This window comes from Bartonella sp. W8122 (assembly GCF_016102485.1).
In the GTDB taxonomy this organism is placed as follows: Bacteria; Pseudomonadota; Alphaproteobacteria; order Rhizobiales; family Rhizobiaceae; genus Bartonella; species Bartonella apihabitans.
The window spans coordinates 2,145,693-2,170,995 of sequence record NZ_JACFOO010000001.1 but is presented as its reverse complement, the minus strand read 5'-3'; the positions used below and the strand labels follow the sequence as shown (position 1 = coordinate 2,170,995).

Genomic DNA, 25,303 nt, shown 5'->3' with positions numbered 1-25,303 from the left:
GTTATTAGCGAATTAGCTATTTACAAACATCCATGTATGTATATTTTACCGGACACGAAAAAAATATCAAGGTCTGACATCCTATGACACTATTAAGGAAAATATCGGCCGCTCTTTTTGTTGGCGTGCTGTCTTTTGGACTCGTTGCCTGTGGCAAACAGGAAAAACATATGCCGCCGCCATCACAAGCCAGCGGCAAGGTTATCCATCAGGCAGAAGTTCCGTTAAATTACGAATATGCAGCCCGTGTTGTTGCCTATCGTGAAACCGAAGTTCGTGCCCGTGTCGGCGGTATTTTGTTGCACCGCAATTTTGTTGAAGGCTCGGAAGTCAAGCAGGGCGACATATTGTTCGAGATTGATCCGGACAAATACGAGGCTGCTGTTGCATCGGCGCGCGCACAGGTTGCGCAGGCACAAGCCAATTACGACCAGTCGGTTCGTGATGCCGACCGTGCCGAAGAACTGGTCAAGCAAAAAGTCCAGTCAACTTCATTGCGTGATCAGGCTTTTGCCAAACGCGATGCCGATGAAGCAACATTGATGCAGGCAAAAGCCGAATTGCGCACTGCCGAACTCAATCTCGAATATACGAAAGTTGCCGCCCCGATTAGCGGGTTGACCAGTCGCGAGGCTGTTTCGGAAGGTTCGCTTATCGGAACCGACCCGACGTCGAGCCTGCTCACTACAATCACCCAGCTTGACCCGATCTATGTCAACTTCTCCTTTGCTGATGGTGAATATGACCAGATTCGCCATTTAATGGACGAGATGCAGAAGCGCGGCGAAAAGATCGACAATCTGAAAGTCACTGTCCGCCTTGGTGAAGGGGTTGATTACCCCGAACAGGGTACGGTCGATTTTACCTCGCCGACAATTGACAAGCAGACAGGAACCTTGGGTGCACGTGCTGTTATTGCCAACCCCGATCGTCGTCTGGTTCCGGGTATGTTTGTACGCGTAACGGTCACCGGTATCAAATTAGCGAATGCCATGACCATTCCGGAATCGGCTCTCATCCAAAACAGCAGTGGCCAGTTTGTCTATTTGTTGAAAAAGCCCGAGCCGCCAAAGGCCGACCCGAACGCTCCGAAAGGTGCTGAGGCTCAAGCTCCGGCTGCCACCAATGGTGGCGATGCTGGCAAGGGTCAGCCACAAAAGCGGGCCGGTCGGTTGATGGTTGTCGAGCAACGTCCGGTCAAGGCCGTGCGCAAGATGCAAAATGGCGACTGGCTGATTGACAGTGCCGAATTTGATTCAAAAGACAAAAACAAGATCGTTCAGGGGCTTCGTGACGGAGATGAAGTTGTCACCGAAGGCCAGGTTTATATTGAACAGGGGCTGATGCGTGTTCCCGAGGGCAAGAGCCTGATGGTTAATGTCACCGACGATGCGCCGCAACAGGCACCTAACGGGGGCAATGCAAAAGCTTCGGGACCTGCACAATGAGCTATAGTTTCTTTATTAACCGACCGGTTTTCGCGTCGGTTATATCCATTATCATCGTATTGGCCGGCTTTATGTGTATGCGCATATTGCCGATTGCCCAATATCCTGATTTGCTGCCACCGCAAGTGGTGGTTTCGGCGCAGTACCCGGGTGCCAGTGCCGAAACAGTGGCGCAGACTGTGGCTGTGCCACTTGAGCAGCAGATCAACGGCGTTGAAGACATGATCTATATGCAATCGACCAGCAACGCGTCCGGTACATTGCAGATCACTGTTACTTTTGCGCTTGGAACAGACCCTGATCAGGCAACCATTAACGTCAATAACCGCGTTCAACGTGCTTTGACAACTTTGCCGCAGGAAGTGCAGCGTCTCGGTGTTGTTGCCGATAAACGCTCCTCTTCCATTCTCGGTCTTGTTGCCATGCGTTCGACAACCAATGCCTATGACCGTATTTATGTCGGCAACTATGCATTGCTTAACGTTGTTGACGATTTGAAACGTATTCCCGGTGTCGGTGATGCGCAGGTCCTTGGACATGTCGATTATTCGATGCGTATCTGGTTGCGGCCTGACAAGCTTGCCCAATATAATATGACACCGACCGACGTTATCAATGCGGTCAAGGAACAGAACAATCAGTATCCTGTCGGTCGTATCGGTGAACAGCCAGATATTAATGGCGCTTTCACCTATTCGGCAACGACGCAAGGCCGCCTTGTTACAACAGAAGAATTCGGTAACATTATTCTGCGGTCGGATGATACCGGTGCTTCTCTGCGTTTGAAAGATGTTGCGCGTATCGAACTCGGTACCCAACAATATTTCATTGAATCCAATTTGAACGGCAATCCGATGGTGCCGATCCTGATCTTCCTGCAACCGGGTGCCAACGCCCTTGCTACCATGCAGGCGATCAAGCAACGTATGGATGAATTGAAAGTTGCCTTCCCTCCGGGGATTGAATATTCGGTACCTTACGATACCACCAAGTTCATTCAGGTTTCCGTCGAGGAAGTTGTCCACACCTTCATCGAAGCTATTCTGCTTGTTATTGTGGTTGTGTTTATCTTCCTGCAGAACTGGCGAGCGACGCTTATACCGATTATCGCGGTGCCAATATCCATTATCGGGACGTTTGCGGGTATTTACGTGCTCGGCTTTTCGATCAATATGTTGACACTGTTCGGGCTGGTGCTTGCCATCGGTATTGTGGTTGATGACGCGATTGTGGTGTTGGAAAACGTCGAACGCGTTATGTCGGAAGAAAAGCTTTCGCCGCATGATGCTGCAATCAAGTCGATGAGCGAGGTTACAGGGCCGGTTGTCGCTATTGTGCTGGTTCTGTGCGCCGTGTTCATTCCGGTGTCGTTCATGGGCGGTATGGCCGGTGTTATGTATCAGCAATTTGCTGTAACAATCGCCATTTCGGTTGTGATCTCCGGTACTGTGGCTTTGACATTGACACCGGCTTTGTGCTCGCTCTTGTTGAAACCGCGCCATAGCGAACCGATTGCACCGTTCCGCTGGTTTAACGAAACATTCCAGAAGATCACCAATCTTTATGTTTCCGGTGTCGGCTTCTTCGTCCATAAATTCTGGTATGGCATTATCGGTTTTGTGCTGGTTTGTGTCTTTGCTGTCTTTATGTTCGAGAAGGTTCCTTCCTCTCTCGTTCCGGATGAAGATCAGGGCTATGTGCTTGCGGTTTCGTTCCTGCCTTCGGCTTCCTCCCTTGAAAGAACACAAGGTGTTGTCGACAAGGCCTATAAAATTCTCAAGCAGAACCCTGCGGTTGAGAATATTGCCGAACTTGCCGGTTATGACCTGCTTTCGGGCGGTTTAAAGACAAGTTCGGGCGCCATGTTCGTCATGTTCAAGGATTGGAAAGAAAGACCCGATCCAAAGGATGATGCACGTGTGATTGCCCCACAAGTCATCGGCATGACGTCAGGCATCAAGGACGGTGTCACCATTGCTTTCAACCCGCCGCCCATTACCGGCCTTTCGACAACAGGCGGCTTTGAAGTGTATCTGCAGGACCGCGCCGGTGGCTCGATTGATGAACTCTTTAATATGACAATGAAACTCGTCAAAGCTGCCAACCAGCGTCCGGAATTGAAGAATGTCCGCACCACTTTTGACCCGAACGTTCCGAAGTACGACTTCCATGTCGATCGTGTCAAAGCCCGTGCTATGGATGTGCCGATCAATTCGATTTATGATGCCCTTTCGGCAACATTCGGTAACATCTATATCAACGACTTCACCCTTTACGGACGTAACTATCAGGTTAAAATCCAGTCCGAAGGCGAGTTCCGTAAAAGTGCGGAAGACATCAAGCAGGTCTTTGTGCGGTCGAATTCCGGCAGCATGATACCGTTGAATGCGCTTGTCCAAACAACGCGTATTACCGGTTCCGACCAGCTTGAACGCTTCAATGCTTTCTATGCCACCAAGATCATGGGTGATCCGGGAACCGGCTTTACCTCCGGTGATGCGATCAAGGCCATGACCGAAGTTGCCGGTAAGGTTTTGCCCAATACCTACCAGATCGCCTGGACAGGTTCCGCCTATCAGGAAGTTGTGGCCGGTGGTGCCGGTTCAACCGCTATGATCTTTGGTATCATTATGGTGTTCCTCATTCTGGCTGCGCAATATGAACGCTGGAGCCTGCCTTTTGCGGTTGTCACTGCTGTGCCGTTCGCAATTGCCGGCGCCTTGACATTCACTTACCTAAGGGGGCTGAGCAACGACGTTTATTTCCAGATCGGCCTCGTTACACTTGTGGGGCTGGCTGCGAAAAACGCTATTCTGATTGTCGAATTTGCTGTGCTCGAGCGTGAAAACGGCAAATCGGCTATTGATGCGGCGATTTCTGCAGCACGTCTTCGCTTCCGCCCGATTGTGATGACATCTCTGGCGTTTATCCTTGGTGTTGTCCCCTTGGCAAGATCTACCGGTGCCGGTTCCGCTAGCCGTCACGCAATTGGTACCGGTGTTATCGGCGGTATGTTGGCTGCAACATGTATTGCAACCTTCTTTATCCCGATGTTCTACAGGCTGTTTAGCGGAAACCGTGCCGGAAGAACTGCTGGTGGAGAGCCGACAAATGGCGGCAATGCACCGGAAGCGCAATCCGCACCCGACAAACAGTCAGGCAATAATGTTCAACAAGCCTGATTGCTTGTTGACAAAGCCAAAAACAAAACCCCGGTCTCCACCGGGGTTTTTTATTGCCCCGATTGTTCCATAACTTGAATTTCAATGACTTGAATCTCGCGGTCATCCTTTCGGGTCCCACAGCGGCACACGGTACAAGCCAAAGGATTGGGGGAGCGATGTAATTTTAAGGATTTCAAGAAAATGATAGCCCGACGACGAATGGAAAACGGAAAGGGGCAAGATGCAGGCAGAAAAGCCAGACTGCCGGCGGAAAAAGGATAGGGGGAGGATAAAAGAAGGATTGCCGCTGGCAGGAACAATCATCAAACTCGGGGAAACGGGCGGGGATGCGCTACTTTGTAAAACCAATAAATCTATTGAAGCTTAGGAGCAGAACGAGAAGATGGTGCTCGGCAGCGAGAAAATTCCTTTGAATTGAGGAACAGAGCAGCAAAACGCAGCTGACCTGCAAGAGTAGATCTCCGGAGGCTTGAAAACAGGTTAGCAAGTTAGCGCTCGGCAACAAAAATAAATTTACCAAAGTCGAGGAAAAGGGCGGGGATGCGCTACTTTGTAAAACCAATAAATCTATTGAAGCTTAGGAGCAGAACGAGAAGATGGTGCTCGGCAGCGAGAAAACTTCCTTTGAATTGAGGAATAGAGCAGCAAAACGCAGCTGACCTGCAAGAGTAGATCTCCGAAGGCTTGAAAACAGGTTAGCAAGTTAGCGCTCGGCAACAAAAATAAATTTACCAAAGTCGGGGAAAAGGGCGGGGATGCGATATACGGCGGCACCAATAAATCCATTGAAGCCTGCGAATGGGATGAGAAGCTGGTGCTCACCAGCGAGAAAAATTCCTCTGAATAGGGGAGCAGAGCAGCAAAACGCAGCTGACCTGCAAGAGTAGATCTCCGGAGGCTTGAAAATAGGTTAGCAAGTTAGCGCTCGGCAACAAAAATAAATTTACCAAAGTCGCTAAAAAGGGCGAGGATGCGATGCCGCAACACCTTTTAAATCATTGAAGCCAGCGATTGGGATGATAAGTAGCTGTCCACCAGCAAGAAAAATTCCCCGCGTTTGAGGAACAGAGAGGGGATGCGCTACCCCATAGCAGTAATAAATCTAATGAAGGTCAGAACCAGAGTAAAAAGATTTCACTCGACCGCAAGATAAATCTTACGAAGTTCTATCCAGCAAAGTTCACGGGAAGGACGTAAAAGCCGCATGAAATTGGCCGCTCGAATGTTATTAAGCCTGACAAAAACAGTCACGAAAACGGATGTTTCATGCACCTCGACCTTATAGAACGCGTGAAATGGCAGGTAACAGGATATATTGCCCGTTAGCCGATCTTATTCATGAAAACGGACTGAAGATTACGAAAGGCCTTCGATTTCCCCGTTTTCATCAAGGTGGATTTTTTCAGCCATCGGGTGGCGGGGAAGCCCCGGCATGGTCATGATATCACCGCAAATCACCACAACAAATCCGGCACCGGCACTCAATTTGACCTCGCGTACAGGAATGGTGAAATTTTCCGGCGCGCCTAAGAGTTTCGGGTCGGCCGAAAATGAATATTGCGTTTTTGCCATGCAGACCGGCAAGTTCCCGTAACCTTCCTCGTCCCAAGCCTTTAATTGGTTCAGAATATTGGCCGGAATATCGGCACCACGCCCGCCATAAATCTCGCGCACAATGGTGTTGATCTTCTCTTCCAGCGGCAAGTTGTCGGCATAGAGTGGGTGAAAGTTGCTTTTGTTTTCGGAAATCATCTGCACGACAGCACGGGCGAGTTCCTCGGCACCTTCACCACCTTTTTCCCAATGGCGGCAAATAATGGCCTGATGGTGGGTCTCCGCAACGATTTTCTGTAAAGCCTCTATTTCCGCATCGGTGTCGGAATTAAAATAATTGACCGCCACAATGACCGGCACACCATATTTTTCCATATTCGAAATATGGCGCAACAAATTGGCTGTGCCTTTTTTCAATGCCCCAACATTTTCATGGGCAAGATCGCCTTTTGCAACGCCGCCATTCATTTTCAGCGCACGGATTGTTGCAACAATGACGGTTGCATCAGGTTTCAATCCGGCTTTGCGGCATTTGATGTCGAAAAACTTCTCGGCTCCAAGATCAGCACCGAAACCCGCTTCGGTGACCACATAATCGGCAAGCTTCAACGCGGTTTTTGTGGCAATGACCGAGTTGCAGCCATGGGCAATATTGGCAAAAGGCCCGCCATGGATAAAAGCCGGATTATGTTCGATTGTCTGCACCAGATTGGGCGCCAAAGCATCGCGCAACAAAACCGCCATTGCCCCTTCTGCATGAATGTCGGAAGCGGTGACAGGTGTTTTATCGTAACGGTAACCAATAATGATTTTGCCCAAGCGCTTTGTGAGATCGGCAAGGTTTTCGGAAAGGCAGAAAATTGCCATGATTTCGGAGGCCACCGTAATATCGAAACCGCTTTGGCGGCAAAAACCGTTTTTGACCCCGCCAAGGGAAAGCACAACGTCACGAAGCGCACGGTCATTCATGTCGACCACGCGTTTCCATGTAATCCGGCGGGAGTCGATATTCTGTTCATTGCCCCAATAAATGTGGTTATCCACCATGGCGGCAAGAAGATTATTGGCCGATGTGATGGCGTGAAAATCGCCGGTAAAATGCAAATTGATGTCTTCCATCGGAATGACTTGCGAACGTCCGCCACCGGCTGCACCACCTTTCTGGCCGAAATTTGGCCCTAAGGATGGTTCGCGTAATGATGCGACAGCTTTTTTTCCAATATGATTGAGCGCATCGGTAAGGCCGATTGTTGTCGTGGTTTTTCCTTCGCCCGCCGGTGTCGGGTTAATGGCGGTCACTAGAATAAGTTTGCCGTTTTTATTGTTTTTGAGCGTTTCGATATATTTCGCGCTGATTTTTGCCTTGTCATGGCCGTAAGGAACAATATCTTCGTAAGGAATATCAAGCTTGGCGGCAATGTCACGGATAGGCAGTTTGGTTGCTTGACGGGCTATTTCAATATCTGAAAGATTCATCAATATTCTCTATTATCAGGCGCAACAGGTAAAAATTGCGGTCATTTCTTCGATTTGGCAAAATGATTGCCATTTTGTCAATCAATGGGGGTTTCTTACCCCACATTTAACAATAATGCCATTTTTAACCGGCAATAAACAATGACCGTACCATAAAATTGTCTTTTCTTTTAAGCTTTCAACCAAGGCCAATTGCCTTTGCGGCGCGCGTAGCCGGCTGGAAACAGCATAAACTCCGTAAAGTTAGTGAACGGAAATAATTTTGAAAAAAGCCTAAAAGAAAACGGCCAAATGGCGCGAAACCGCTTTAATATTTCGGGCTGTTGAAAATTTAATCCCGCCGCTGCTCAATTCTTCCCTGACATTTTATTTTTTGAAGGAAAACTCTCGCACGAAGACTCATAGGTTAAGCGAGACAGTCGAAAAATAGCCGGAAACCGGTGGACAGGAAAAATCGGGAAAATAAAGGGATTGGGGAGCAGTTGTAATATTTAAACGCTTTTCCTCCGACGCTCATGTTTTTGACCAGAGACGAGAAAAGCAAAACGAATCACAAAGCGCCACATGGGTGGCTTGCCAAAAAAAGCGAGCAGCAGAAACAAAACAACAAATCCATCCGGATTGGTTCGTTCATTTGCCGGTGTTTTTAGTCTCCAAAACACGAGATCAAAGGTTTCAATAAAACCGGATAAGCCCGACTTGGCAAAGTAACAAAAATGATGGGGGAAGAGGAGAAACAAGCCGGAAATCTGATAATCGCAAGACAAGCGGTGAATAGCGCCGCAATACGCAAATGGTTGAAAGCTTCAAGCGGGAAATATCAAAACCGGTTGATTTGCCCCATAATGATACAAAGATTACTTAAAATTGATGAGGAAAGAAAAATCGGAAATTTTTCTATTCAAAAAAGAAAAACGCTTTTTTAAATAATTGAACGGATTTTTTAAGGGACGGTTTTTAGGGCGCATTTTTTAAGATACGTTTTATCCGGATTTTATAGACTTTCTCGTGCGGCAGACCAATAATCGCGCTGCTTTTTCGCTTAATGTTCAGATTTTTCGTTTAACACGCTACTTCTTCAATTACCGCGCCACTTTTTTGCTAAACGCGCTGCGTTTCCCATAAAGCGAATGAAATCTTGATGCGCCTCGGCTACCGGTTTTGTGCTTTTAACCAGCAAAAAGTGCGGCAAAAAGACCGGCGATGCGGCGTTTTTAACTTGAAACAGCAAGACTTGGGGCGCGGCACCTCGGGAACAAGTTTTTTAAAAAATCAAGGCTCCCGATTTCCCGAGACGAAAGCCATTATGAAAGACTTTATCGTTATGAAGCAAGCGATCAAGCGGAAAGCTATTAAAAGCGATCAAGCGGGAAGCAATCAAAAAGGGGAGAAACGGCGGCTTTGGTAGCGGAGGAGGGATTTGAACCCCCGACACAAGGATTATGATTCCTCTGCTCTGACCTACTGAGCTACTCCGCCACAAAAAATGTCTTTTTAAAAAAACATTTAGCCGTGGCGGCGATATAAGGGGTTCAATCCCACTCTGTCAAGCATCGTTTTTGAGCTTTTCTCTTGTCAATGGCGTTCATGACCGATATTGAACAGATAAGATATTGCTTTTCAGTTCAGCAATAAGGATAAGGCATAGACAATGGCTCCACGCGTAGCAGTTTTGGGATGTGGTTATTGGGGGAGCAATCACATACGTACTTTGAAAAGTCTGGGAGCGCTCGCAGCCGTTTCCGACGTGAACGTTCATCGTGCGGAAGGGTTTGCAGCAGAACACGATGTCGAGGCAATCCCCGTTGAAGAGATTTTCACCCGTAAAGATATAGACGCTATGGTTCTGGCACTGCCGCCGCAATTTCATGCGGAAAACGCCATCAGGGCGATTGAAGGCGGTAAGGATGTGCTGGTTGAAAAACCGATTGCGCTTAATGTCGAGGATGCAGAGCGCGAAGTGCGCATTGCACGCGAACACAAGCGCATCTTCATGGTGGGGCATGTTTTGCGCTACCATCCGGCATTTGAAAAATTGCTTGAACTTGTCAATCAAGGCGCATTGGGCGAAGTGCGCTATATTCATGCACACCGTTTGGGGCTTGGCAAGTTCCACACTGAAAGTGATGCATTGTGGGATCTCGCGCCCCACGACCTTTCAATGATTTTGGCTATAACAAAATGCGAACCGTCGGAAATTCACGGCGAGGGCGCGGCGATTATCGACAACTTGTCCGATTTTGCCCATGTCCATATGAAATTTCCCAATGGCATGCGCAGCCACCTTTTTGCGTCCCGCCTTAATCCCTATCGTGAACGGCGTTTGACGGTGGTTGGCACCAAAGCCATGGCCGTGTTTGATGATGTCGAACCTTGGGGAAGAAAGCTTGCCATTTATCGTTTCGAGGTTTGGCAGGATAATAATCAATGGGCATTTACCGCCGACGAGCCGGAATATATTCCGGTTGAAGAAGCAATGCCGCTTACCCGCGAATTGCAGCACTTCCTGCACTGTATCGAAACCCGTGAGGAACCGCGCACCAATGGCGATGAAGCCATTGCCGTTTTGCGTATTCTGACGGCCGGCAGTGTCCATCATAAAGCAAAGGAAATTTCTGGTAAAACGCAGGCAAAAAATAAAGAAACGGCAAAGAAATAATGTAAAAAGCTGTTACATGCGTCATAGAACTTTGATTACATATTGTTCGTCTAAGGCGTTATGTTAGGCAAGCCGCGCCAATGAATGATTCGGCCAGCTAAACAATTATAGCAACGGAGTGAATATGCAATTTATAGATCTTGGAGCGCAAAGGGCGCGTATTAAAGATAAAATCAATACGGCTATTGCCCATGTGATTGAAAGTGGCAAATATATTCTCGGGCCGGAAGTCGAAGAATTCGAAAAACGTATGGCCGATTATATCGGCGTTAAACATGTGATCGGCTGCTCAAACGGCACTGACGCATTGTTGATGCCGCTTATGGCTGAAAACATCGGACCGGGAGATGCTGTTTTCTGCCCAAGCTTTACATTTGCCGCAACCGCCGAAGTTGTTGCATTAACCGGCGCAGAACCGGTTTTTGTCGATATTCTGCCCGATACTTTCAATATGGATCCGGCAAAACTTGAAGAAGCCATTGCAATGATCAAAAAAGAAGGCCGCCTCACACCACGGGCGATCATTCCTGTTGATCTCTTCGGTCTTCCTGCCGACTTTAATAGAATTTCGGCAATTGCTGCCAAAGAAAACCTGTTTATCATTGAAGATGCCGCACAAGCCATTGGCGGAAAACATGAAAATGCCATGTGTGGGGCTTTCGGCAATGTTGGCGCAACAAGCTTCTATCCGGCAAAACCGCTCGGCTGCTATGGTGATGGCGGGGCAATGTTTACCGATGATGATGACCTTGCCGAACGTCTGCGTTCAATCTATTTCCACGGCAAAGGTTCATCCCAATATGACAATGTCCGCATCGGCTTGAACTCGCGTCTTGATACCATTCAGGCTGCCATTTTGTTGCAGAAGCTTGATATTCTTGAAGACGAGATGGAAAAACGCGCTGTTATCGGCAAACGTTATAGCGACGGTTTGAAAGATGTTGTCAAAACCCCAAAAATCGAAAAAGGGTCGCGCTCGGCTTTTGCCCAATACACAATCGTTGTAGAAGACCGTAACGGGCTTCAGGCGCACCTCAAAAATGCCGGTATTCCATCCATGATCTATTACATCAAGCCGTTGCATTTACAGACTGCTTACCGTCATTTCCCGCAAGCCAAAGGTGGCCTTCCGGTTTCCGAACATGCAGCCGATCACGTTTTGAGCTTGCCGATGCATCCTTATTTGCCGGAAAGCGATCAGGACAAAATTATCGGCTTGATCCGGGAATTTTGTGGCAAGTGAGAATAGCTTTGCTATCACCGACCGAACGATCGGGAATAGCGATTGAGAATAAAAGAAGAAGACCGGTTTCATACCGGTCTTTTTTATTTCCAAAAAATTTATCGGGCTGTAAATTTAAAACATAGCAAATTTATAACGTAGCAAATTGATCGGATAATAAATTTATCGCGTAATGAATTTATTCGTCTCAAAAACGTCTTTTTCATTGGGCTTAGCTTTTCCATTCCTCTTGATGAACTTCTCGTCACCCTTGTCATTTATCACATGTGAAAAGACAGCGGATGAGATCGCTCATTCAACAAAAGATTGGCCGCAAATTTTGAGGCCCGCTTTTGGTCCCCCAAAAAAACTCGTTCAGCTTTATTGATTTCAGAATTCGGGCAGGCTGTTCAATGAATGGATGAAAAGCAAAAGCTTGGAAAAGACCAAGCACTCGAATAAAAACCTGCGCTATGTGCCTGACAACCGGAAAGATTTTAGAGGCCAAAAATTGGCGAGTGCTCTATTGCAGACAAGCGCGAGAGGGCATCAGCCCTCCGCAATCCCCGCCTCAATAAGGGGGAGAACGTTTATCCATTCTAGGAACCCTGCTTTAAGGGCGGAAGAACGGAATAGCCGTTTTAGAACACTCCGCCTTCCATCAGAAAACGTATGATGAAGAGGAGAGCGATAATCCACGTTGCGGGGTGAACATCACGCCATTTGCCGGTAATTGTTTTCAAAATAGCATAGCTTATGAAGCCGATGGCAAGTCCATTGGCGACGGAATAGGTAAACGGCATCAAAAGCGCGGTAAGTGCTGCCGGCACCGCTTCGACAATGTCGTCCCAGTTGATTTCGGCAAATTCACGCATCATCAGACAGGCAACAAAAATCAATGCCGGTGCGGTGGCATAGGCGGGAATAGCAAGCGCAACAGGAGCAAAAAACAGAGCGAGCAGGAAAAACACACCTACGGTGATGGCGGTAAGTCCTGTGCGCCCGCCAGCAGCAACGCCCGAGGCACTTTCAACAAATGCGGTGGTCGAACTGGTTCCGATAAGGGAGCCGGCAAGAATGGCCGTGCTATCGGCAAAAAGTGCGCGGCCGAGATTATTGGGTTTGTCGTCGGGAATAAGACCGGCGCGTTTGCCAACGCCGACAAGTGTGCCGGTGGCGTCGAATATTTCGACCAGCACGAAAACCAGAAGCACATGGAAAATGCCGGTATGCAGTACACCCAGAATATCAAGCTTAAGAAAGGTCGGTGCAACAGAAGGAGGAAGCGCAATTCCGCCTGAACTAACCAGAGTTTGAAAACTCTTATAGCCGTCATCGGTAAAGATGAAAGAGAGAATGGTTACAGCAATAATACCAATCAGAATGCCGCCGCGTATCTTGAAAGCATCAAGGGCAACAATAATAAAAAGCCCGATACCGGCAAGAACAGGTCCCGCTTTGGTTACATCGCCAAGCCCCACCAGAGTGGCATCATTATTAATAACAATGCCCGCACTCTGGAATGCCACAATGGAAAGAAACATGCCGATACCGGCACCGATAGCACTGCGCAAAGACTTTGGCACACCGGCAATCAGCCATTGTCTGACACCGGTTGCTGTCAATATCAGAAAGACAATGCCCGAAAGGAAAACCGCTCCCAAAGCCTGTTGCCAGCTATAGCCCATAGTAATGACAACCGAATAGGCAAAAAATGCATTGAGCCCCATACCCGGCGCCATGCCGATCGGCCAATTGGCAAGCAACCCCATGATGAAAGAGCCGACCGCGGCAGCAATACAGGTCGCAACAAAAACCGCCCCCTTATCCATTCCGGCAGCGCCAAGAATAGTGGGATTGACAGCAAGGATGTAGGACATGGTCAAAAAAGTTGTAAGACCGGCACCAATTTCAATTCCGGTACGCGTATTGTTCGCTTTCAAGTGAAATAGTTTTTCGAGCATCCTACCGATCCCTGTTAAAACTGTTTTTCAAGGTGGCTTTGCTATTTTGTTACCGCCACTCAAAACCCTGTTGCGGGTGCTGAACCAGTTAGCCTTTTATAACATTTTGTCGGCATTAGGCTATAAGGGGAGAAGTCTTCAAAGCACAGTTATCGCCTTTGATTCACAGCTTTCTCTTTTGTCGGAAAATTTCTTTTTGTGTGTAGAGGGGCGAAAGCGCTGAAGCCAAAAGATCAAGCAACCCATTTTGGCGTGTGGCGGGCTGTTGAATGAGCCTCTCTTCAGGAGGCTTTCAGTAAAGAAACGATATTTTCGAACTCTCCGAAGAAAAAATAAAAACCGGAAAATATGACGGATAACTTTCTTTTCCCTATCCGATTCGTATTAGCGGTTTATCATGCATCCGTTTTCAAAGACCGGCTGTTGGGTTTCAGCACTGGTCTGAAAAGAAAGGTTTCATCAAAGCTCTTTCGGTGAGCTTATGCTCTTTTACGAAAAACTTTCCAGTAAAATTGTCATTCAACAATATTTTCACAGCGTCCGGCACTTTGCCGTTTGAGCGGGAGAGACTTCAATTTTGTGCCGATTTGGTTGTTTTTTTACGTGTTGACGTTTTCTTACGGGAAGCGGGTTTTGCAACTTTTGCAGTGCTTTCACCGGATTGTTTTTTGTGGTTGTTCAGTTCTTTTTTTATGCGTGCTGCCAGACTTTTTCTATCGCGAACTTTTTCAACAAGCTCCGGTATGGGGGAGGATTGACCTTCGGAAATTGCTACTTCTGCGGTGAATTTTGCAGCAGTGTTCAAAATTTCCTGCCTGAGATTTTCCATATCGGTTTTGGTGGTTTTATTTGCCAAGGCTTCCTTTTTTGCGGCCGCGACTTCTTCTTTCAAAGTTGCGACTTCTTTTTCCAGTGCTTTTAACTGGTTAGTCCGGTCCGCCTCAGCGTGGCTCGCCTGCTTTTCCTGTTGCAACAGATCACGGATTTCGGCAAGTTCCTTGCCTTTATTGGCGGAAAGTGTGGCGGTAAGCTGCCGCTCGGTTTCGAGTTCTTCGGTCTGGTCTGCCAATTGTTCGGCAAGCAGTCCGGCACGGTGTTCGGCATCACCAAGACGGAAAAGCTCCTCTTTGGCGTGGTCGAGTTCACGTTTCTGAGTGGCAAATTTTTCGCTGAGATGTTCGAATTTTTCATCGCGCGTTACGAGCTCAACCGCCTGTTTTGCACGTAGAAAATCCCTGTCTGCCTCGACTTCGGTGAGGGAAAGCGGTACCTCGGCGGCAATTGCCTGACGGGCTAGATAAAGCACACGTCGCCAGATTGTCGGCGATAAAAGAATAAGAACAAAGGTTGTGGCTGCAACGCCAAGAATGAAAAACAGTACCGATTGGATAAGCATAAAATGCCTCGGGAGCCGGACAAAAGTTTAAAACGGATTCCAGGTGGCAGCCGGTGTCAATTTCAGATAACCGATATTGACCCCCAAACGTGCGCCAACACCGGTTCTGACCGGTACCAAAAGGATGTTTCCTTTCTTAAGCACATGAAAGCCTACGCCTGCAACAAAATAAGCTGAACCAGAGATACCTGCATAGCGTCCCCAAAGATTATTGACGTTATCAAGCTCGTAAACCAGAATCATCAGTCGCGACCCTTGACCACCAATATCCCAGCCGACTGTCGGGCCTTGCCAGAAAACCTTATGGTCACCGGCGTTTTTTGTGTAAAGCGTTCCCTCTCCATAGGTAAGGCCGCCGATAATGGCGCCGGAGCCTTCTTCACCCAGAATATAGCCATTCGGCAAACCGTATTTCGCAAATACTTTTTCAATTCCGGTTGCCATGCTACCTGCTGCATCACCAAAAAAACGGTGGCCGGAATCAATAATTTCCTGTGCCGAATAGCGCCCGTTTTGCTGCTGGGTTTGAGCCTGCGCCGGTATCAATCCGATATTTGTAAATAAAGCCAACGCAAAGAGAAGAACGACTTTACGCCACTGAATTTGGATGGAACGGAACATATTGTTTCACCTCTTCTGGTCACTCAATGGTTTGAATCTTGACGTAAGCAAAGATCCGGTTTCTTCTGATTCTAGCGGGCAAAGTTGTTTAAATTCTTAAAAACCATAAAAACACTGAAAAAGGACCGGAAGATTTGGCCAAAAAGGCATGTTTTAAGGAAGTTTGTGTGTTTTCCGGACAATCAAAAACGAAAAATTGTCCATGGAATCTTAAGGGTTTTGATTTAAGGAACGGGAAAAAGAGTATTCTGGAGTTCCAATTATTATGCCACTAGCCGTTACATTAAGCCCTGCCGATCTTGCCGCATTGTTATGCAGCCGCATTTGTCATGATCTTATTTCGCCGGTCGGGGCAATCAATAATGGGATTGAACTTTATGACGAAGCCGATGCACAGGAAGACGCGATTGAACTTATCCGCATGTCGGCGGTCAATGCATCGTCCAAATTGCAATTTGCCCGTATTGCTTTCGGAGCCGCCGGTTCGGCAGGAAGCGAAATTGACAGTGGCGATGCCGAGACAGTGGCAAAAAATTACATGGAAAATGAAAAAGGCAATCTTGACTGGAAAGCGCCACGCCTGCTTTTGCCGAAGAACGAAGTCAAGCTTTTGCTCAATCTCGTTCTGATTGCAAATCTTTCCATTCCGCGCGGTGGTGATATTGTTGTCGAGATTGGCGAGAACAGCGGAAAACGCCTTTTCCAGTTGAAGGTAAGTGGAAAAATGTTGCGTGTGCCGCCAAAATTCCTCGAATTATATAATGGGCAGGTACCGGAAGAACCGATTGATGCCCATAGTGTCCAGTTCTATTACGCTCTTTTATTGTCGCAAATGTCGAATATGCCGATCAAAGTTCAGGTACAGCCAGAAATTATTACCATTGTAGCAGGCTGAGCCGACCAAATTTCTGACCGGAAAGCCAGTCCGGTCAAAGAAGCTGAAACTCGGCGATAAACCACGCACAAAATACCGGTATTGACCGAAAAAGCGGTTAATGCCGGTTTTTAGTTGGAAAAAGCCGTCTGATCTTAAAAAAATTTTGCCGCTTACAAAATTGAACAGCGACAAAATTTATCCGGTTAAAATTGCTTTTTAAGGTCGGAACAGCTTTTAAAGCTCAGGGGGCGAGCCGGTACCGGTTTTTAAAAATCGGGACGGCAATTTTTTTAAAGCACAAATAAAAAGACTGAAAATTCTGGCAAAAAGACAGAAATTGCCGCCCACAAACGATTTCTGCCTAAAAAATTGGTGCCAAAAAAATTACTGGCAAAAAAATGCCGGAACTTTTCCCGAATGGAAAAAACTCCGGCATGATGATTCAATTTTGAAGAGATGAAAGTGTTGAAAAATCAAGCAGTTTCGCGCATCGGTTCTTCATTTGGTTCACGCAGCACATAACCGCGTCCCCAAACCGTTTCGATATAATTGACACCGCCTGAAACGGCATCCAGCTTTTTGCGCAATTTGCAAATGAAAACGTCGATAATTTTGAGTTCCGGTTCGTCCATGCCGCCATAGAGGTGGTTCAAGAACATTTCCTTGGTTAAAGTGGTTCCTTTACGCAATGAAAGAAGTTCGAGCATCTGGTATTCTTTGCCGGTCAGATGAACCGGATGGCCACCGATTTCAACTGTTTTGGCATCAAGATTGACAACCAGATCTCCGGTTGCAATTACCGATTGGGCGTGACCTTTCGAGCGGCGAACAATAGCATGAATACGAGCGACCAGTTCGTCTTTATGAAATGGCTTTGTCATATAATCGTCGGCACCGAAGCCCAAACCGCGTACCTTGTCTTCAATACCACCCATACCGGAAAGGATAAGGATTGGTGTTTTCACTTTGGAAAGGCGCAATGTGCGCAAAACCTCGTAACCGGACATATCCGGCAAATTAAGGTCCAACAATATGATGTCGTAATCATAAAGTTTTCCAAGATCTACACCTTCCTCTCCAAGGTCTGTCGTGTAGACATTGAAACTTTCCGATTTGAGCATAAGCTCGATGCTTGTCGCTGTCGCGTGGTCATCTTCAATCAATAATACGCGCATATCCTATATCCCCTTTCCACTTGCCGAATCAGGCGTTATCAGAGTCCGTACAAATTTCTGCACCGACTATTGTGCAGTTAATTTAAAAAACACCATAAAATCATGGCATTAACTCAAACACGATTTTTTACTTCGGCAGCGTCAGAACAATTCGTTGCCTTCATTAACCAATTTGCACCAAAATGGTTAACAAAATATGATTCTTGTTGGCAAGAAGTTAATAAATTTTTCTGAAAAAAACGTTGTAGTCCGTTGATTCATGGATATAAAAGCTAAAGATTTATGCTTAATTTTTACTTTAAGAAATCGCTCTAACTGACTCTTTCGATTCACTCTTTTCGAATTCGAAAAAAGGTCTTTTGTTTACCGAGCTTTAAGGGACTTCCGCTATAGTGCTCAAAGACCGTAAACAATTGGTTAAGAAAGCTTGTTATCGCAGCTCCATACGGGTTTTTAAGGAGCATGAGCTTCCATGGAGTTTTCCATGGTCTCTTTGTGGGACACGAAGGGAGAAACCGGTTTCCGGTCGTGTGTAAGAGTATAAAGGCGTGAACAGTGTTTGTTCACGGTAGTCAGGGAGTATTGCGTATGAAACCGCGTGAAAGTGTGGTTCGGTTGAAAATGTTTCAGGTGCGCGAAAAACGCCGCCAGATTTCTCAACTCGATATGATGATGAGTGAATTCGACCGTATGGCAAGTGAACTCGAAACGCAAATTGCCAATGAAGAACGCAAATCGGGCATCACCGATGTCAACCATTTTGCCTATCCCACCTTTGCACGTGCCGCCCGTCAACGACGTGAAAATCTCATCAATTCCATTCGTGATTTGCAAATCCAGAAGGCTTCCGGTGAAATGAAGCTGCATGAGCTTGAGGCGGAACTTGAACGCGCTCAAGCTTTGGAAGAACGTGATGGCAAATCTCTTCCCAGTGAAGACGTGGTATTTGTCCAAAGTCGATCAATGATCGGTTGAGGTCTTCCCCTCAAAAAGCAGAATTTGGCAAAACCGAATCTGGCAAAGCGGAATCCGGCAAGACGGAAGTTTTTAAAGCGGACTCCGGCTTTTTGTCATTAAAATAGTCAAACGCCATCGGGACAGTGCTTGCGGTCTCGAAAGGCGTTCTCATCACATAAAAGCTCAAAACTCCGTTTATGAAAACAATAGACGCCAAGAGTGCCGGTTGAAGCCCTCGGTGTCAATATAGGCTGAGTCGATATAGGCTGACACTGTGAATACACGCTATACGCTGATCAAGCCGATAGACACGCATAAACGGGAAAAGATAGCGCATTGTGTTGACTATTCTTGTTTCAGGCCAATCACCGTTTTATCCCACCGTTCAATCTTGGATTGGTGTATTGATTGAACCGTGCATCGGCGTGTATTTGCGTGCGCAGAATTGTGTTTCCCGAAGCTTCACTTGACGCGTGGTTTTGCGTGTCTCTCGCCATTTATTTTTATCGTTCGCCCGTTTGTCTTTTTGATCAACAAAAAGCCGGAAGGATTATTTTCCCGTTATAAATATCAAGAAAACGAAAATACGGAATTGTTGGGGAGTTGCTGCCTGACAAAGCGCGGAAAACAACCGCAATGAAGAAAATTTCTGCCAAACCGGAGCGGCGCAAGCAAGTGATGGGCAAGCGATAGCGATAGCAAGTGATGGCAAATGATGGTGAGGGCTCGTTACTTTATTTGCCAACATGACGGATAAACAGAGTGAACCGTTAAGCACGGAAGATTCGTTTTGCGGCTTGCCATTTTCGTTAGCAAGTGGGCTGTCCGGTTTCAGGAAACATGTCGCCCGACAATTCATGAATTTGCCGGAATATAAAACAACCGTTTCCTGAAATTCAAGAAACGGTTGTTTTATTTACGCTTGAAGGCAAAATGGGTCATGCTTATCAATGGCGGTATTGCTGGATACGCGTTGTACGTAAACCGGCAAGACCATGTTCATCAATCGAGCATTGCCAGGACAAAAATTCTTCCACCGTCAATGTATAACGTTGGCAGGCTTCATCCAGACTGAGCAGTCCACCTCTGACAGCGGCTACTACTTCGGCTTTGCGACGGATAACCCAGCGCCGTGTGTTGCTTGGCGGCAGGTCGGTGATCGTAAGTGGACTCCCATCTGGGCCAATAACGTATTTTACTCGTGTTCTTACTAACTCGGTCATTGTACTCTCTACTCTTATTCAAGGACCTGAAGCGACAATAACCGCCGAGCTTTAAAAAAGAGCTAAACCGCCGGAAAGGAAAATTTAACAAATACACAGGCGCAAAATTGTGTTCGTTTGTAAAATGATAGAAAAATCATAATGTTAGATAAATTTTACTGCAATCAAACAAACTTGAACAAAAAACGCTACTTTATTTTTTTTTGTTTTTTTATAAACTGGGGTTGTGAGTTTTTTAAAAAATGCTCGATTTATAATCTCTTTTTCGAGACGACGGTTGTGTTGTGTCGTTAAAAACACGATATAGTTTAACGAACCGTCCTATGAGTTAGAAGGTGAGTTTATGTCTCTCAACAGTCTTGATCTTCCAAAACGTCCCGAGGATACACGTGTGGTTGTTGCCATGTCGGGTGGTGTCGATTCGTCCGTTGTTGCGGGATTGTTGAAAAAAGAAGGCTATGATGTTGTCGGCGTCACTCTTCAACTTTATGATCATGGTGCTGCGACCCACCGTGTCGGCTCCTGCTGTGCCGGTCAGGATATCGAGGATGCGCGGCGTGTTTCGGAAACTTTGGGTATTCCCCATTATGTGCTGGATTATGAAGCCCGCTTCCGTGAAGCGGTGATCAATCCTTTTGCCGATAGCTATGCCCATGGCGAAACGCCAATTCCCTGTGTTGCCTGCAACCAGACAGTGAAATTTGCCGATCTTCTTGTGACGGCAAAAAATCTTGGTGCTGATGCTCTGGCAACGGGCCACTATATAAGAAGTCGCCCTAATGGTGCGCACCGTGCATTATATCGGCCGGTTGACGCCAATCGTGACCAGAGCTATTTCCTTTTTGCCACAACGCAGGAACAGATTGACTATTTGCGTTTTCCTTTGGGTGATCTGGCAAAACCCCATGTTCGCGAAATTGCTGCCGAAATGGGACTTTCTGTTGCATCCAAGCATGACAGTCAGGATATTTGTTTTGTGCCCCAGGGGCGCTATTCGGATGTGATTGCCAAATTGCGTCCAGAGGCTGCCAATCCGGGAGAGATTGTCCATATTGACGGGCGCATTCTTGGTCGCCATGCGGGTATTGTCAATTATACCATTGGTCAACGTCGCGGCATTGGCATTGCAACCGGTGAAGCGCTTTATGTTGTCTATCTTGATGCGGAAAATTCCCGTGTCATTGTTGGGCCGAGAGAAGCACTTGAAACGCGTAAACTGTTTTTGCGTGATACCAATTGGCTTGGCGATGAAAATCTTGATGAATTCCCCGAAGAGGGAATTGAAGTTGCCGCCAAAGTGCGCTCCACACGCCCGCCAAGACCCGCTATACTCAAATATGAGGACGGCGCTCTGACGGTTGAACTATTGGAAGGTGAAACCGGCGTTGCTCCGGGGCAGGCTTGCGTTCTTTATGATAATGAAAGCAATGATGCCCGTGTTCTGGGCGGCGGTTTCATTACCCGTTCGGAGCGGGACGCCCGTGCCGAAGCGATGCTTAAAAATTTGCTCGATCAATCGCGTGAAAACACGGCTGCCTGATCAGCGTCCAATATTGAAAAGCAAAAACAACAATAAAAGCAGAGGCAATCATGTCTCTGCTATTATCTTCTTGTTTGAAAAAATGATCCGGATATAAGATTGCCCACTAACGGGAATTTCCCGATAAAAATCCGGCAAAACGAATACACTGTAACACTGTTACACGGGTGTTTTTAGCGCTTTTGCACCGATGTTTTCGTTTATCAGTAAAAAAGCTTTTTTGTGTTTGTTTTCAATTCAGTTTGTCGAAATCGGCAAAATGTTCAAGTGCCAGTCCGGTTGCAGTGGCAACGTTCAGACTGTCAAAATCATAGGCAATGGGAATGCGCAAGGTTTCGGTATCTTTCAACACAAAACCCGGCAAGCCTTCGCCTTCTGTCCCGAAAACAAGCGCGGTTCTTTTTGCAACTTCGGCATCTTTCAAATAGTTTGAAGCGGCCGGAGAAAGCGAATAGATACGGAAATCGGCCTTTTCAAGAGCTGCAAGAATAGTCTTAATATCTTCGCCTTGTGTATAGGGTACTTTTAGTGCCGCCCCCACCGAGACGCGAATGGCTTTGCGGTAGAGCGGATCGCAACAGGTTTTATCGATGATGATGCCGTCGGCTGCAAATGCCGCAGCATTCCGGAAGATCGAGCCCATATTATCATGATTGGAAATGCCGCATAAAACCGGAACCAGTGCTTTTTCCGGTAACCCCGCCAGAAATTCATCAAGTGTCGGGGTGCTTACACGTTCTCCAATGCCGAGAATGCCGCGATGCACGTTGAAGCCTGCAATATCGTCCATGATTTTTTGTGGGACACAATAGATCGGGCAGGTGGGTTTTGTTGCATCCAAGACCGGCATTAATCCCAGAAGCTTGGCTGCTGCAACAAGCAGTGACTGTGCTTCAAAGCGTTTGGAGCGCAAAAGAACAGACAAAACAACTTTGCCTTCGGCAATAAAATGATGTTCACGACCGACAAGATCCCGCTCCTTGATATCCCGATAGGGAGCAAGACGAGGATCATCAACATCGCTTATTGTCGTAATATCCAAACTCATAAAACACACCTATCACCGTTTCTGGTGTTCTGCCAGATGATGGATGATGTCTTCTTCGGTAATTACGCCGATGACACGTCCGTCTTCAGCCACACCGATTGCTCCATTTTTCCGGTCACAAACACTGATGAGATCAGGTAAACTCGTATCAGGTTTTGCCATGGCTGCAACTGAAATATCACCATTTTGGAAATTATAGGGGCGCATGACCTGTCGGGCTGTTAAAAAGCTCAACGGATTAATGTGGCGTACAAAATTGGCGACATGTTCATTAGCGGGCGTTAGCACGATTTCTTGTGCTGTTCCGCATTGTAAGATTCGCCCGTCTTCCATAATGGCGATGCGGTTGCCCATTTTGATGGCTTCATCAAGGTCGTGGCTCACAAAGATCAATGTTTTATTGAGCCGCTTTTGCAGTTCCAGAAGCTCGTCCTGCAAATGGTTGCGTATAAGCGGGTCAAGGGCTGAAAACGGCTCGTCCATTAGTAGCACCGGTGCGCCGGTTGCAAAAGCACGGGCAAGGCCGATTCTTTGTTGCATACCGCCGGAAAGCTCGGTCACCATGCGGTTTGCCCATTCATTCAACCCGACGAGATCAAGCTGTTCGGCAATAATGGCCTGACGTTGCTTCTTTGGCACCCCCGCCACTTCAAGGCCGAAGCCGATATTATCGGCAACGGTGCGCCATGGAAAAAGGCCGAATTGTTGGAATACCATAGAAACAAGGCGCGTGCGCACATAACGCAGTTCATCACTCGACGCGGTGGTGACATTAATTTCTTTTCCCGCGTTACCAACATAGATATTGCCTTCAACCGGCTTTATCAAACGGTTGATGGTGCGCAGCAAAGTCGATTTTCCCGAACCGGAAAGCCCCATTAGAACCAGCGTTTCACCTTCGGCAATGTCGAGTGAACATTCATGGACACCAAGCACGGTATTGGTTAAATCTTTTATTTCTGCCCGTGAAGCACCCTGATCTGCAAGATCAAGCGCCTGCTTGCGGCGATTGCCGAAAACCACACTCACATGATCGATAATCACTCTGGCCATTAGCGTACCTTTCCCGGACGGAACAAGCGGTCAAGGACAATGGCCACCACCACAATCACGCAGCCCGCTTCAAAGCCCATGGCAGCATCATGTTGCTGGAGGGCACGGTAAACTTTGACACCCAGCCCATTACCGCCAACAGTTGCGGCAATCACCACCATGGAAAGCGAAAGCATAATGGTTTGTGTCATTCCGGCGCGTATTTCCGGCATTGCATGGGGAAATTCGATTTTCCATAAAATTTGACGACGGTTTGAACCGAATGCTTTGCCTGCCTCAATCAAGGCTTTCGGCGTCGAGACAATACCCTGCTGGGTGAGCCTTATGGGGGCGGGGAGCACGAAGATAATTGTTGCGATCAATCCCGGTACCATGCCGATGCGGAAAAATATGATAGCCGGTATCAGATAGACAAAGGTTGGCAATGTCTGCATAAGGTCGAGAATGGGCTGTATCACACGATAGACTTTGGGCCGATGGGCGCAGGCTATGCCAACGGGAACACCTATTCCCATACAAAGAATGCATGACCAGAAGAGCAGGGTTATGGTTTCCATGGTGTCAACCCAGTAACCCTGATTGATGACGAACAGGAACCCCAGTCCGGTAAGCAGCACGACCCGCCAGTTTCTCTGTATGGCAAAGGCAAGGACACATAAAAAAGCAATCAACAATAAAGGATTTGGCCACAATAACAGTGCCAATGTGGCTTTCAACAAGCTCCCCAGTCCGACACGAAGGGCGGTAAAAAAGAGCCCGCCATGCTCTTTCAAAAATTCGACAACGATATTTGCTGTTTCCCCGACCGGAATTTTATAGGCAAAATGTGTTTCGTTGGCTGGTGATTTCAATGCTTTCTCGACGGCGCGATTAGCATTGCTTCCGTCAAAAGCGGTAACGCCGGAGAGCCAGACTTTCACTCTTTCCGGATTGTCGACGAGAAAGGAACGGGCGGCCTGTTCGGGAGCCTCTCCGCTATTGAGGATTTTATCCATCAAGCGGTTTTCCATATCGACATCAAAGGTGAGATTGCCGAGAAAATGCGCGACATTCGGGCAGTCTGTACGATAATTCCGGCGGATATTCGTGCCCACTTTGGCATTGCCGAAATTTTCCCCGAAAAATTTGTCGCCCCCTGAAAGATAGGCCATTTTGAAGCGCATATTCATCGGGTGCGGTTCCCAGCCTAAAAAAACGATAGGCCGTTGTTCCTCAATGCGCGCCTCGACTTCGGCGAGCATCGCCTGTTCGGATGTTTCAACAATGTGAAAATCGGAAAGTCCGAAGGTGGAATCAGCAAGTAAAGAAAGAATGAGCCGGTTACCGTCATTGCCGGGTTCGACCCCGTAAATGGCATAGCCGAGTTCGGGGCCAAAGCGTTTTATATCCTGAAAAGTTTTCAAGCCTTTGTTGTAGACAAATTGCGGCACAGCCAAGGTATATTTGGCGCCTTCAAGATTGTAACGAAGAAGTTCGACACTGCCGTCATCCCGATAAGGTTTGAAATCGGGCGTCATGGACGGGTTCCAATAGCCGAGAAATACGTCGAGATCGCCGTTTGAAAGCGAAGCATAGGTAACCGGAACCGATAAAATCCTTGTTTCGGTGTTATAACCCAGTGCTTCAAGTAGTGTCGTGGCAATCGCTGTTGTCGCGGAAATATCGGTCCAACCGGTATCGGCAAAGCGCACCATTTTACATGTTTGCGGATCGCTCGAAGGCGCGGCTGCATATCCTGCGTCTACAATCAGAAACAAGCTTACGAAAAATACAGCTATCTGTTTTAAAATGCCTGACAAAGTTTCGGGCTACTCCATGATTACGCAGCATACAGCTTAAGGATGGGGTTAGACTATTTCAACAAAGAATGAAATAAGGTTCACAAGAAAAGCCTTTTATTTACGG

At 47.3% G+C, this 25,303-nt stretch carries 18 protein-coding genes, 1 tRNA gene and 1 pseudogene; 8 read left to right on the top strand and 12 right to left on the bottom strand.

Translation table 11 applies throughout. The annotated features are described in order from the left end of the window. The first annotated feature begins 83 nt into the window (after positions 1–83). The 3 genes from H3S83_RS09425 to H3S83_RS09415 all read left to right on the top strand — a co-directional run bounded on the left by H3S83_RS09425 (position 84) and on the right by H3S83_RS09415 (position 5,000). The gene (locus H3S83_RS09425; RefSeq protein ID WP_198239513.1) at positions 84–1,448 is read left to right on the top strand and encodes an efflux RND transporter periplasmic adaptor subunit; all 1,365 of its coding nucleotides are present in this window, start codon (positions 84–86) and stop codon (positions 1,446–1,448) included. Continuing rightward, positions 1,445–4,630 (top strand): efflux RND transporter permease subunit, encoded by a 3,186-nt coding sequence (locus H3S83_RS09420; RefSeq protein WP_198239512.1) that lies wholly within the window; start codon positions 1,445–1,447, stop codon positions 4,628–4,630. Before H3S83_RS09425 ends, H3S83_RS09420 begins: the two co-directional genes overlap by 4 nt. 223 nt (positions 4,631–4,853) lie before the next feature. Continuing rightward, a complete protein-coding gene (locus H3S83_RS09415) occupies positions 4,854–5,000 on the top strand; it encodes a hypothetical protein (RefSeq protein WP_198239511.1) in 147 nt (48 codons plus the stop codon). A gap of 989 nt (positions 5,001–5,989) precedes the next feature. On the opposite strand, the gene H3S83_RS09410 is transcribed toward H3S83_RS09415, so the two are convergent. After that, entirely contained in the window at positions 5,990–7,663 is a 1,674-nt protein-coding gene (locus H3S83_RS09410; RefSeq protein ID WP_198239510.1) for a formate--tetrahydrofolate ligase, read from the bottom strand. Between the two features lie 1,402 nt (positions 7,664–9,065). After that, positions 9,066–9,142: transfer RNA gene (locus H3S83_RS09405), tRNA-Met, on the bottom strand. A gap of 172 nt (positions 9,143–9,314) precedes the next feature. Here H3S83_RS09405 and H3S83_RS09400 point away from each other — a divergent pair. Then, entirely contained in the window at positions 9,315–10,322 is a 1,008-nt protein-coding gene (locus H3S83_RS09400; protein WP_077972234.1) for a Gfo/Idh/MocA family protein, read from the top strand. 124 nt (positions 10,323–10,446) lie between these two features. Continuing rightward, complete coding sequence (locus H3S83_RS09395) at positions 10,447–11,565, top strand: DegT/DnrJ/EryC1/StrS aminotransferase family protein (protein WP_198224126.1); 1,119 nt, start codon at positions 10,447–10,449, stop codon at positions 11,563–11,565. 620 nt (positions 11,566–12,185) lie between these two features. On the opposite strand, the gene H3S83_RS09390 is transcribed toward H3S83_RS09395, so the two are convergent. The 3 genes from H3S83_RS09390 to H3S83_RS09380 all read right to left on the bottom strand — a co-directional run bounded on the left by H3S83_RS09390 (position 12,186) and on the right by H3S83_RS09380 (position 15,525). Then, positions 12,186–13,508: an NCS2 family permease gene (locus tag H3S83_RS09390; RefSeq protein ID WP_198239509.1), complete on the bottom strand. Its 1,323-nt coding sequence runs from the start codon at positions 13,506–13,508 to the stop codon at positions 12,186–12,188. Between the two features lie 571 nt (positions 13,509–14,079). Further along, positions 14,080–14,904, bottom strand: coding sequence for a hypothetical protein (locus H3S83_RS09385; RefSeq protein WP_198239508.1), 825 nt, complete (start codon positions 14,902–14,904; stop codon positions 14,080–14,082). A gap of 27 nt (positions 14,905–14,931) precedes the next feature. After that, positions 14,932–15,525, bottom strand: coding sequence for a DUF1134 domain-containing protein (locus H3S83_RS09380; protein ID WP_077972221.1), 594 nt, complete (start codon positions 15,523–15,525; stop codon positions 14,932–14,934). A 265-nt stretch (positions 15,526–15,790) separates the two neighbouring features. On the opposite strand from H3S83_RS09380, the gene chpT reads away from it, so the two are divergent. Continuing rightward, on the top strand, positions 15,791–16,420 hold the full coding sequence (chpT, locus tag H3S83_RS09375; RefSeq protein ID WP_198239507.1) for a histidine phosphotransferase ChpT: 630 nt from the start codon (positions 15,791–15,793) through the stop codon (positions 16,418–16,420). Between the two features lie 455 nt (positions 16,421–16,875). Here the strand turns inward: chpT and ctrA are convergent, their stop codons facing one another. Beyond that, a complete protein-coding gene (gene ctrA, locus H3S83_RS09370) occupies positions 16,876–17,577 on the bottom strand; it encodes a response regulator transcription factor CtrA (protein WP_077972217.1) in 702 nt (233 codons plus the stop codon). 588 nt (positions 17,578–18,165) lie between these two features. On the opposite strand from ctrA, the gene H3S83_RS09365 reads away from it, so the two are divergent. Next, entirely contained in the window at positions 18,166–18,552 is a 387-nt protein-coding gene (locus H3S83_RS09365; protein ID WP_077972215.1) for a flagellar export protein FliJ, read from the top strand. 532 nt (positions 18,553–19,084) lie between these two features. On the opposite strand, the gene H3S83_RS09360 is transcribed toward H3S83_RS09365, so the two are convergent. Together H3S83_RS09360 and H3S83_RS09355 are read right to left on the bottom strand one after the other, a co-directional pair. After that, on the bottom strand, positions 19,085–19,393 hold the full coding sequence (locus H3S83_RS09360; protein ID WP_198239506.1) for a hypothetical protein: 309 nt from the start codon (positions 19,391–19,393) through the stop codon (positions 19,085–19,087). An 88-nt stretch (positions 19,394–19,481) separates the two neighbouring features. Further along, positions 19,482–19,757 carry a DUF1153 domain-containing protein gene (locus H3S83_RS09355; protein WP_075868936.1) on the bottom strand — a complete coding sequence of 92 codons (276 nt, stop codon included), beginning with the start codon at positions 19,755–19,757 and terminating at the stop codon, positions 19,482–19,484. A 343-nt stretch (positions 19,758–20,100) separates the two neighbouring features. On the opposite strand from H3S83_RS09355, the gene mnmA reads away from it, so the two are divergent. Beyond that, complete coding sequence (gene mnmA, locus H3S83_RS09350; RefSeq protein WP_078039803.1) at positions 20,101–21,297, top strand: tRNA 2-thiouridine(34) synthase MnmA; 1,197 nt, start codon at positions 20,101–20,103, stop codon at positions 21,295–21,297. 232 nt (positions 21,298–21,529) lie between these two features. Here the strand turns inward: mnmA and H3S83_RS09345 are convergent, their stop codons facing one another. The 4 genes and pseudogenes from H3S83_RS09345 to choX form a co-directional block, all read right to left on the bottom strand. Beyond that, positions 21,530–22,345: an RNA methyltransferase gene (locus H3S83_RS09345; RefSeq protein WP_198224134.1), complete on the bottom strand. Its 816-nt coding sequence runs from the start codon at positions 22,343–22,345 to the stop codon at positions 21,530–21,532. 12 nt (positions 22,346–22,357) lie between these two features. Then, positions 22,358–23,398: a glycine betaine/L-proline ABC transporter ATP-binding protein gene (locus tag H3S83_RS09340; protein WP_198237581.1), complete on the bottom strand. Its 1,041-nt coding sequence runs from the start codon at positions 23,396–23,398 to the stop codon at positions 22,358–22,360. Beyond that, positions 23,398–24,249: a choline ABC transporter permease subunit gene (gene choW / locus H3S83_RS11500; RefSeq protein ID WP_225868370.1), complete on the bottom strand. Its 852-nt coding sequence runs from the start codon at positions 24,247–24,249 to the stop codon at positions 23,398–23,400. The genes H3S83_RS09340 and choW overlap by 1 nt, the downstream gene beginning before the upstream one ends. A gap of 9 nt (positions 24,250–24,258) precedes the next feature. Continuing rightward, positions 24,259–25,155: pseudogene (choX, locus tag H3S83_RS11495) on the bottom strand (choline ABC transporter substrate-binding protein); the annotation flags it as partial. Positions 25,156–25,303: the final 148 nt, after the last annotated feature.

Coding starts and splice junctions, on each gene's coding strand:
- H3S83_RS09390 (WP_198239509.1), bottom strand. CDS start 13,508: ATGCTCGAAAAACTATTTCACTTGAAAGCGAACAATACGCGTACCGGA.
- H3S83_RS09395 (WP_198224126.1), top strand. CDS start 10,447: ATGCAATTTATAGATCTTGGAGCGCAAAGGGCGCGTATTAAAGATAAA.
- chpT (WP_198239507.1), top strand. CDS start 15,791: ATGCCACTAGCCGTTACATTAAGCCCTGCCGATCTTGCCGCATTGTTA.
- H3S83_RS09365 (WP_077972215.1), top strand. CDS start 18,166: ATGAAACCGCGTGAAAGTGTGGTTCGGTTGAAAATGTTTCAGGTGCGC.
- H3S83_RS09400 (WP_077972234.1), top strand. CDS start 9,315: ATGGCTCCACGCGTAGCAGTTTTGGGATGTGGTTATTGGGGGAGCAAT.
- H3S83_RS09425 (WP_198239513.1), top strand. CDS start 84: ATGACACTATTAAGGAAAATATCGGCCGCTCTTTTTGTTGGCGTGCTG.
- H3S83_RS09410 (WP_198239510.1), bottom strand. CDS start 7,663: ATGAATCTTTCAGATATTGAAATAGCCCGTCAAGCAACCAAACTGCCT.
- H3S83_RS09415 (WP_198239511.1), top strand. CDS start 4,854: ATGCAGGCAGAAAAGCCAGACTGCCGGCGGAAAAAGGATAGGGGGAGG.
- H3S83_RS09380 (WP_077972221.1), bottom strand. CDS start 15,525: ATGTTCCGTTCCATCCAAATTCAGTGGCGTAAAGTCGTTCTTCTCTTT.
- mnmA (WP_078039803.1), top strand. CDS start 20,101: ATGTCTCTCAACAGTCTTGATCTTCCAAAACGTCCCGAGGATACACGT.
- ctrA (WP_077972217.1), bottom strand. CDS start 17,577: ATGCGCGTATTATTGATTGAAGATGACCACGCGACAGCGACAAGCATC.
- H3S83_RS09345 (WP_198224134.1), bottom strand. CDS start 22,345: ATGAGTTTGGATATTACGACAATAAGCGATGTTGATGATCCTCGTCTT.
- H3S83_RS09355 (WP_075868936.1), bottom strand. CDS start 19,757: ATGACCGAGTTAGTAAGAACACGAGTAAAATACGTTATTGGCCCAGAT.
- H3S83_RS09420 (WP_198239512.1), top strand. CDS start 1,445: ATGAGCTATAGTTTCTTTATTAACCGACCGGTTTTCGCGTCGGTTATA.
- H3S83_RS09360 (WP_198239506.1), bottom strand. CDS start 19,393: ATGAATTGTCGGGCGACATGTTTCCTGAAACCGGACAGCCCACTTGCT.
- H3S83_RS09385 (WP_198239508.1), bottom strand. CDS start 14,904: ATGCTTATCCAATCGGTACTGTTTTTCATTCTTGGCGTTGCAGCCACA.
- H3S83_RS09340 (WP_198237581.1), bottom strand. CDS start 23,398: ATGGCCAGAGTGATTATCGATCATGTGAGTGTGGTTTTCGGCAATCGC.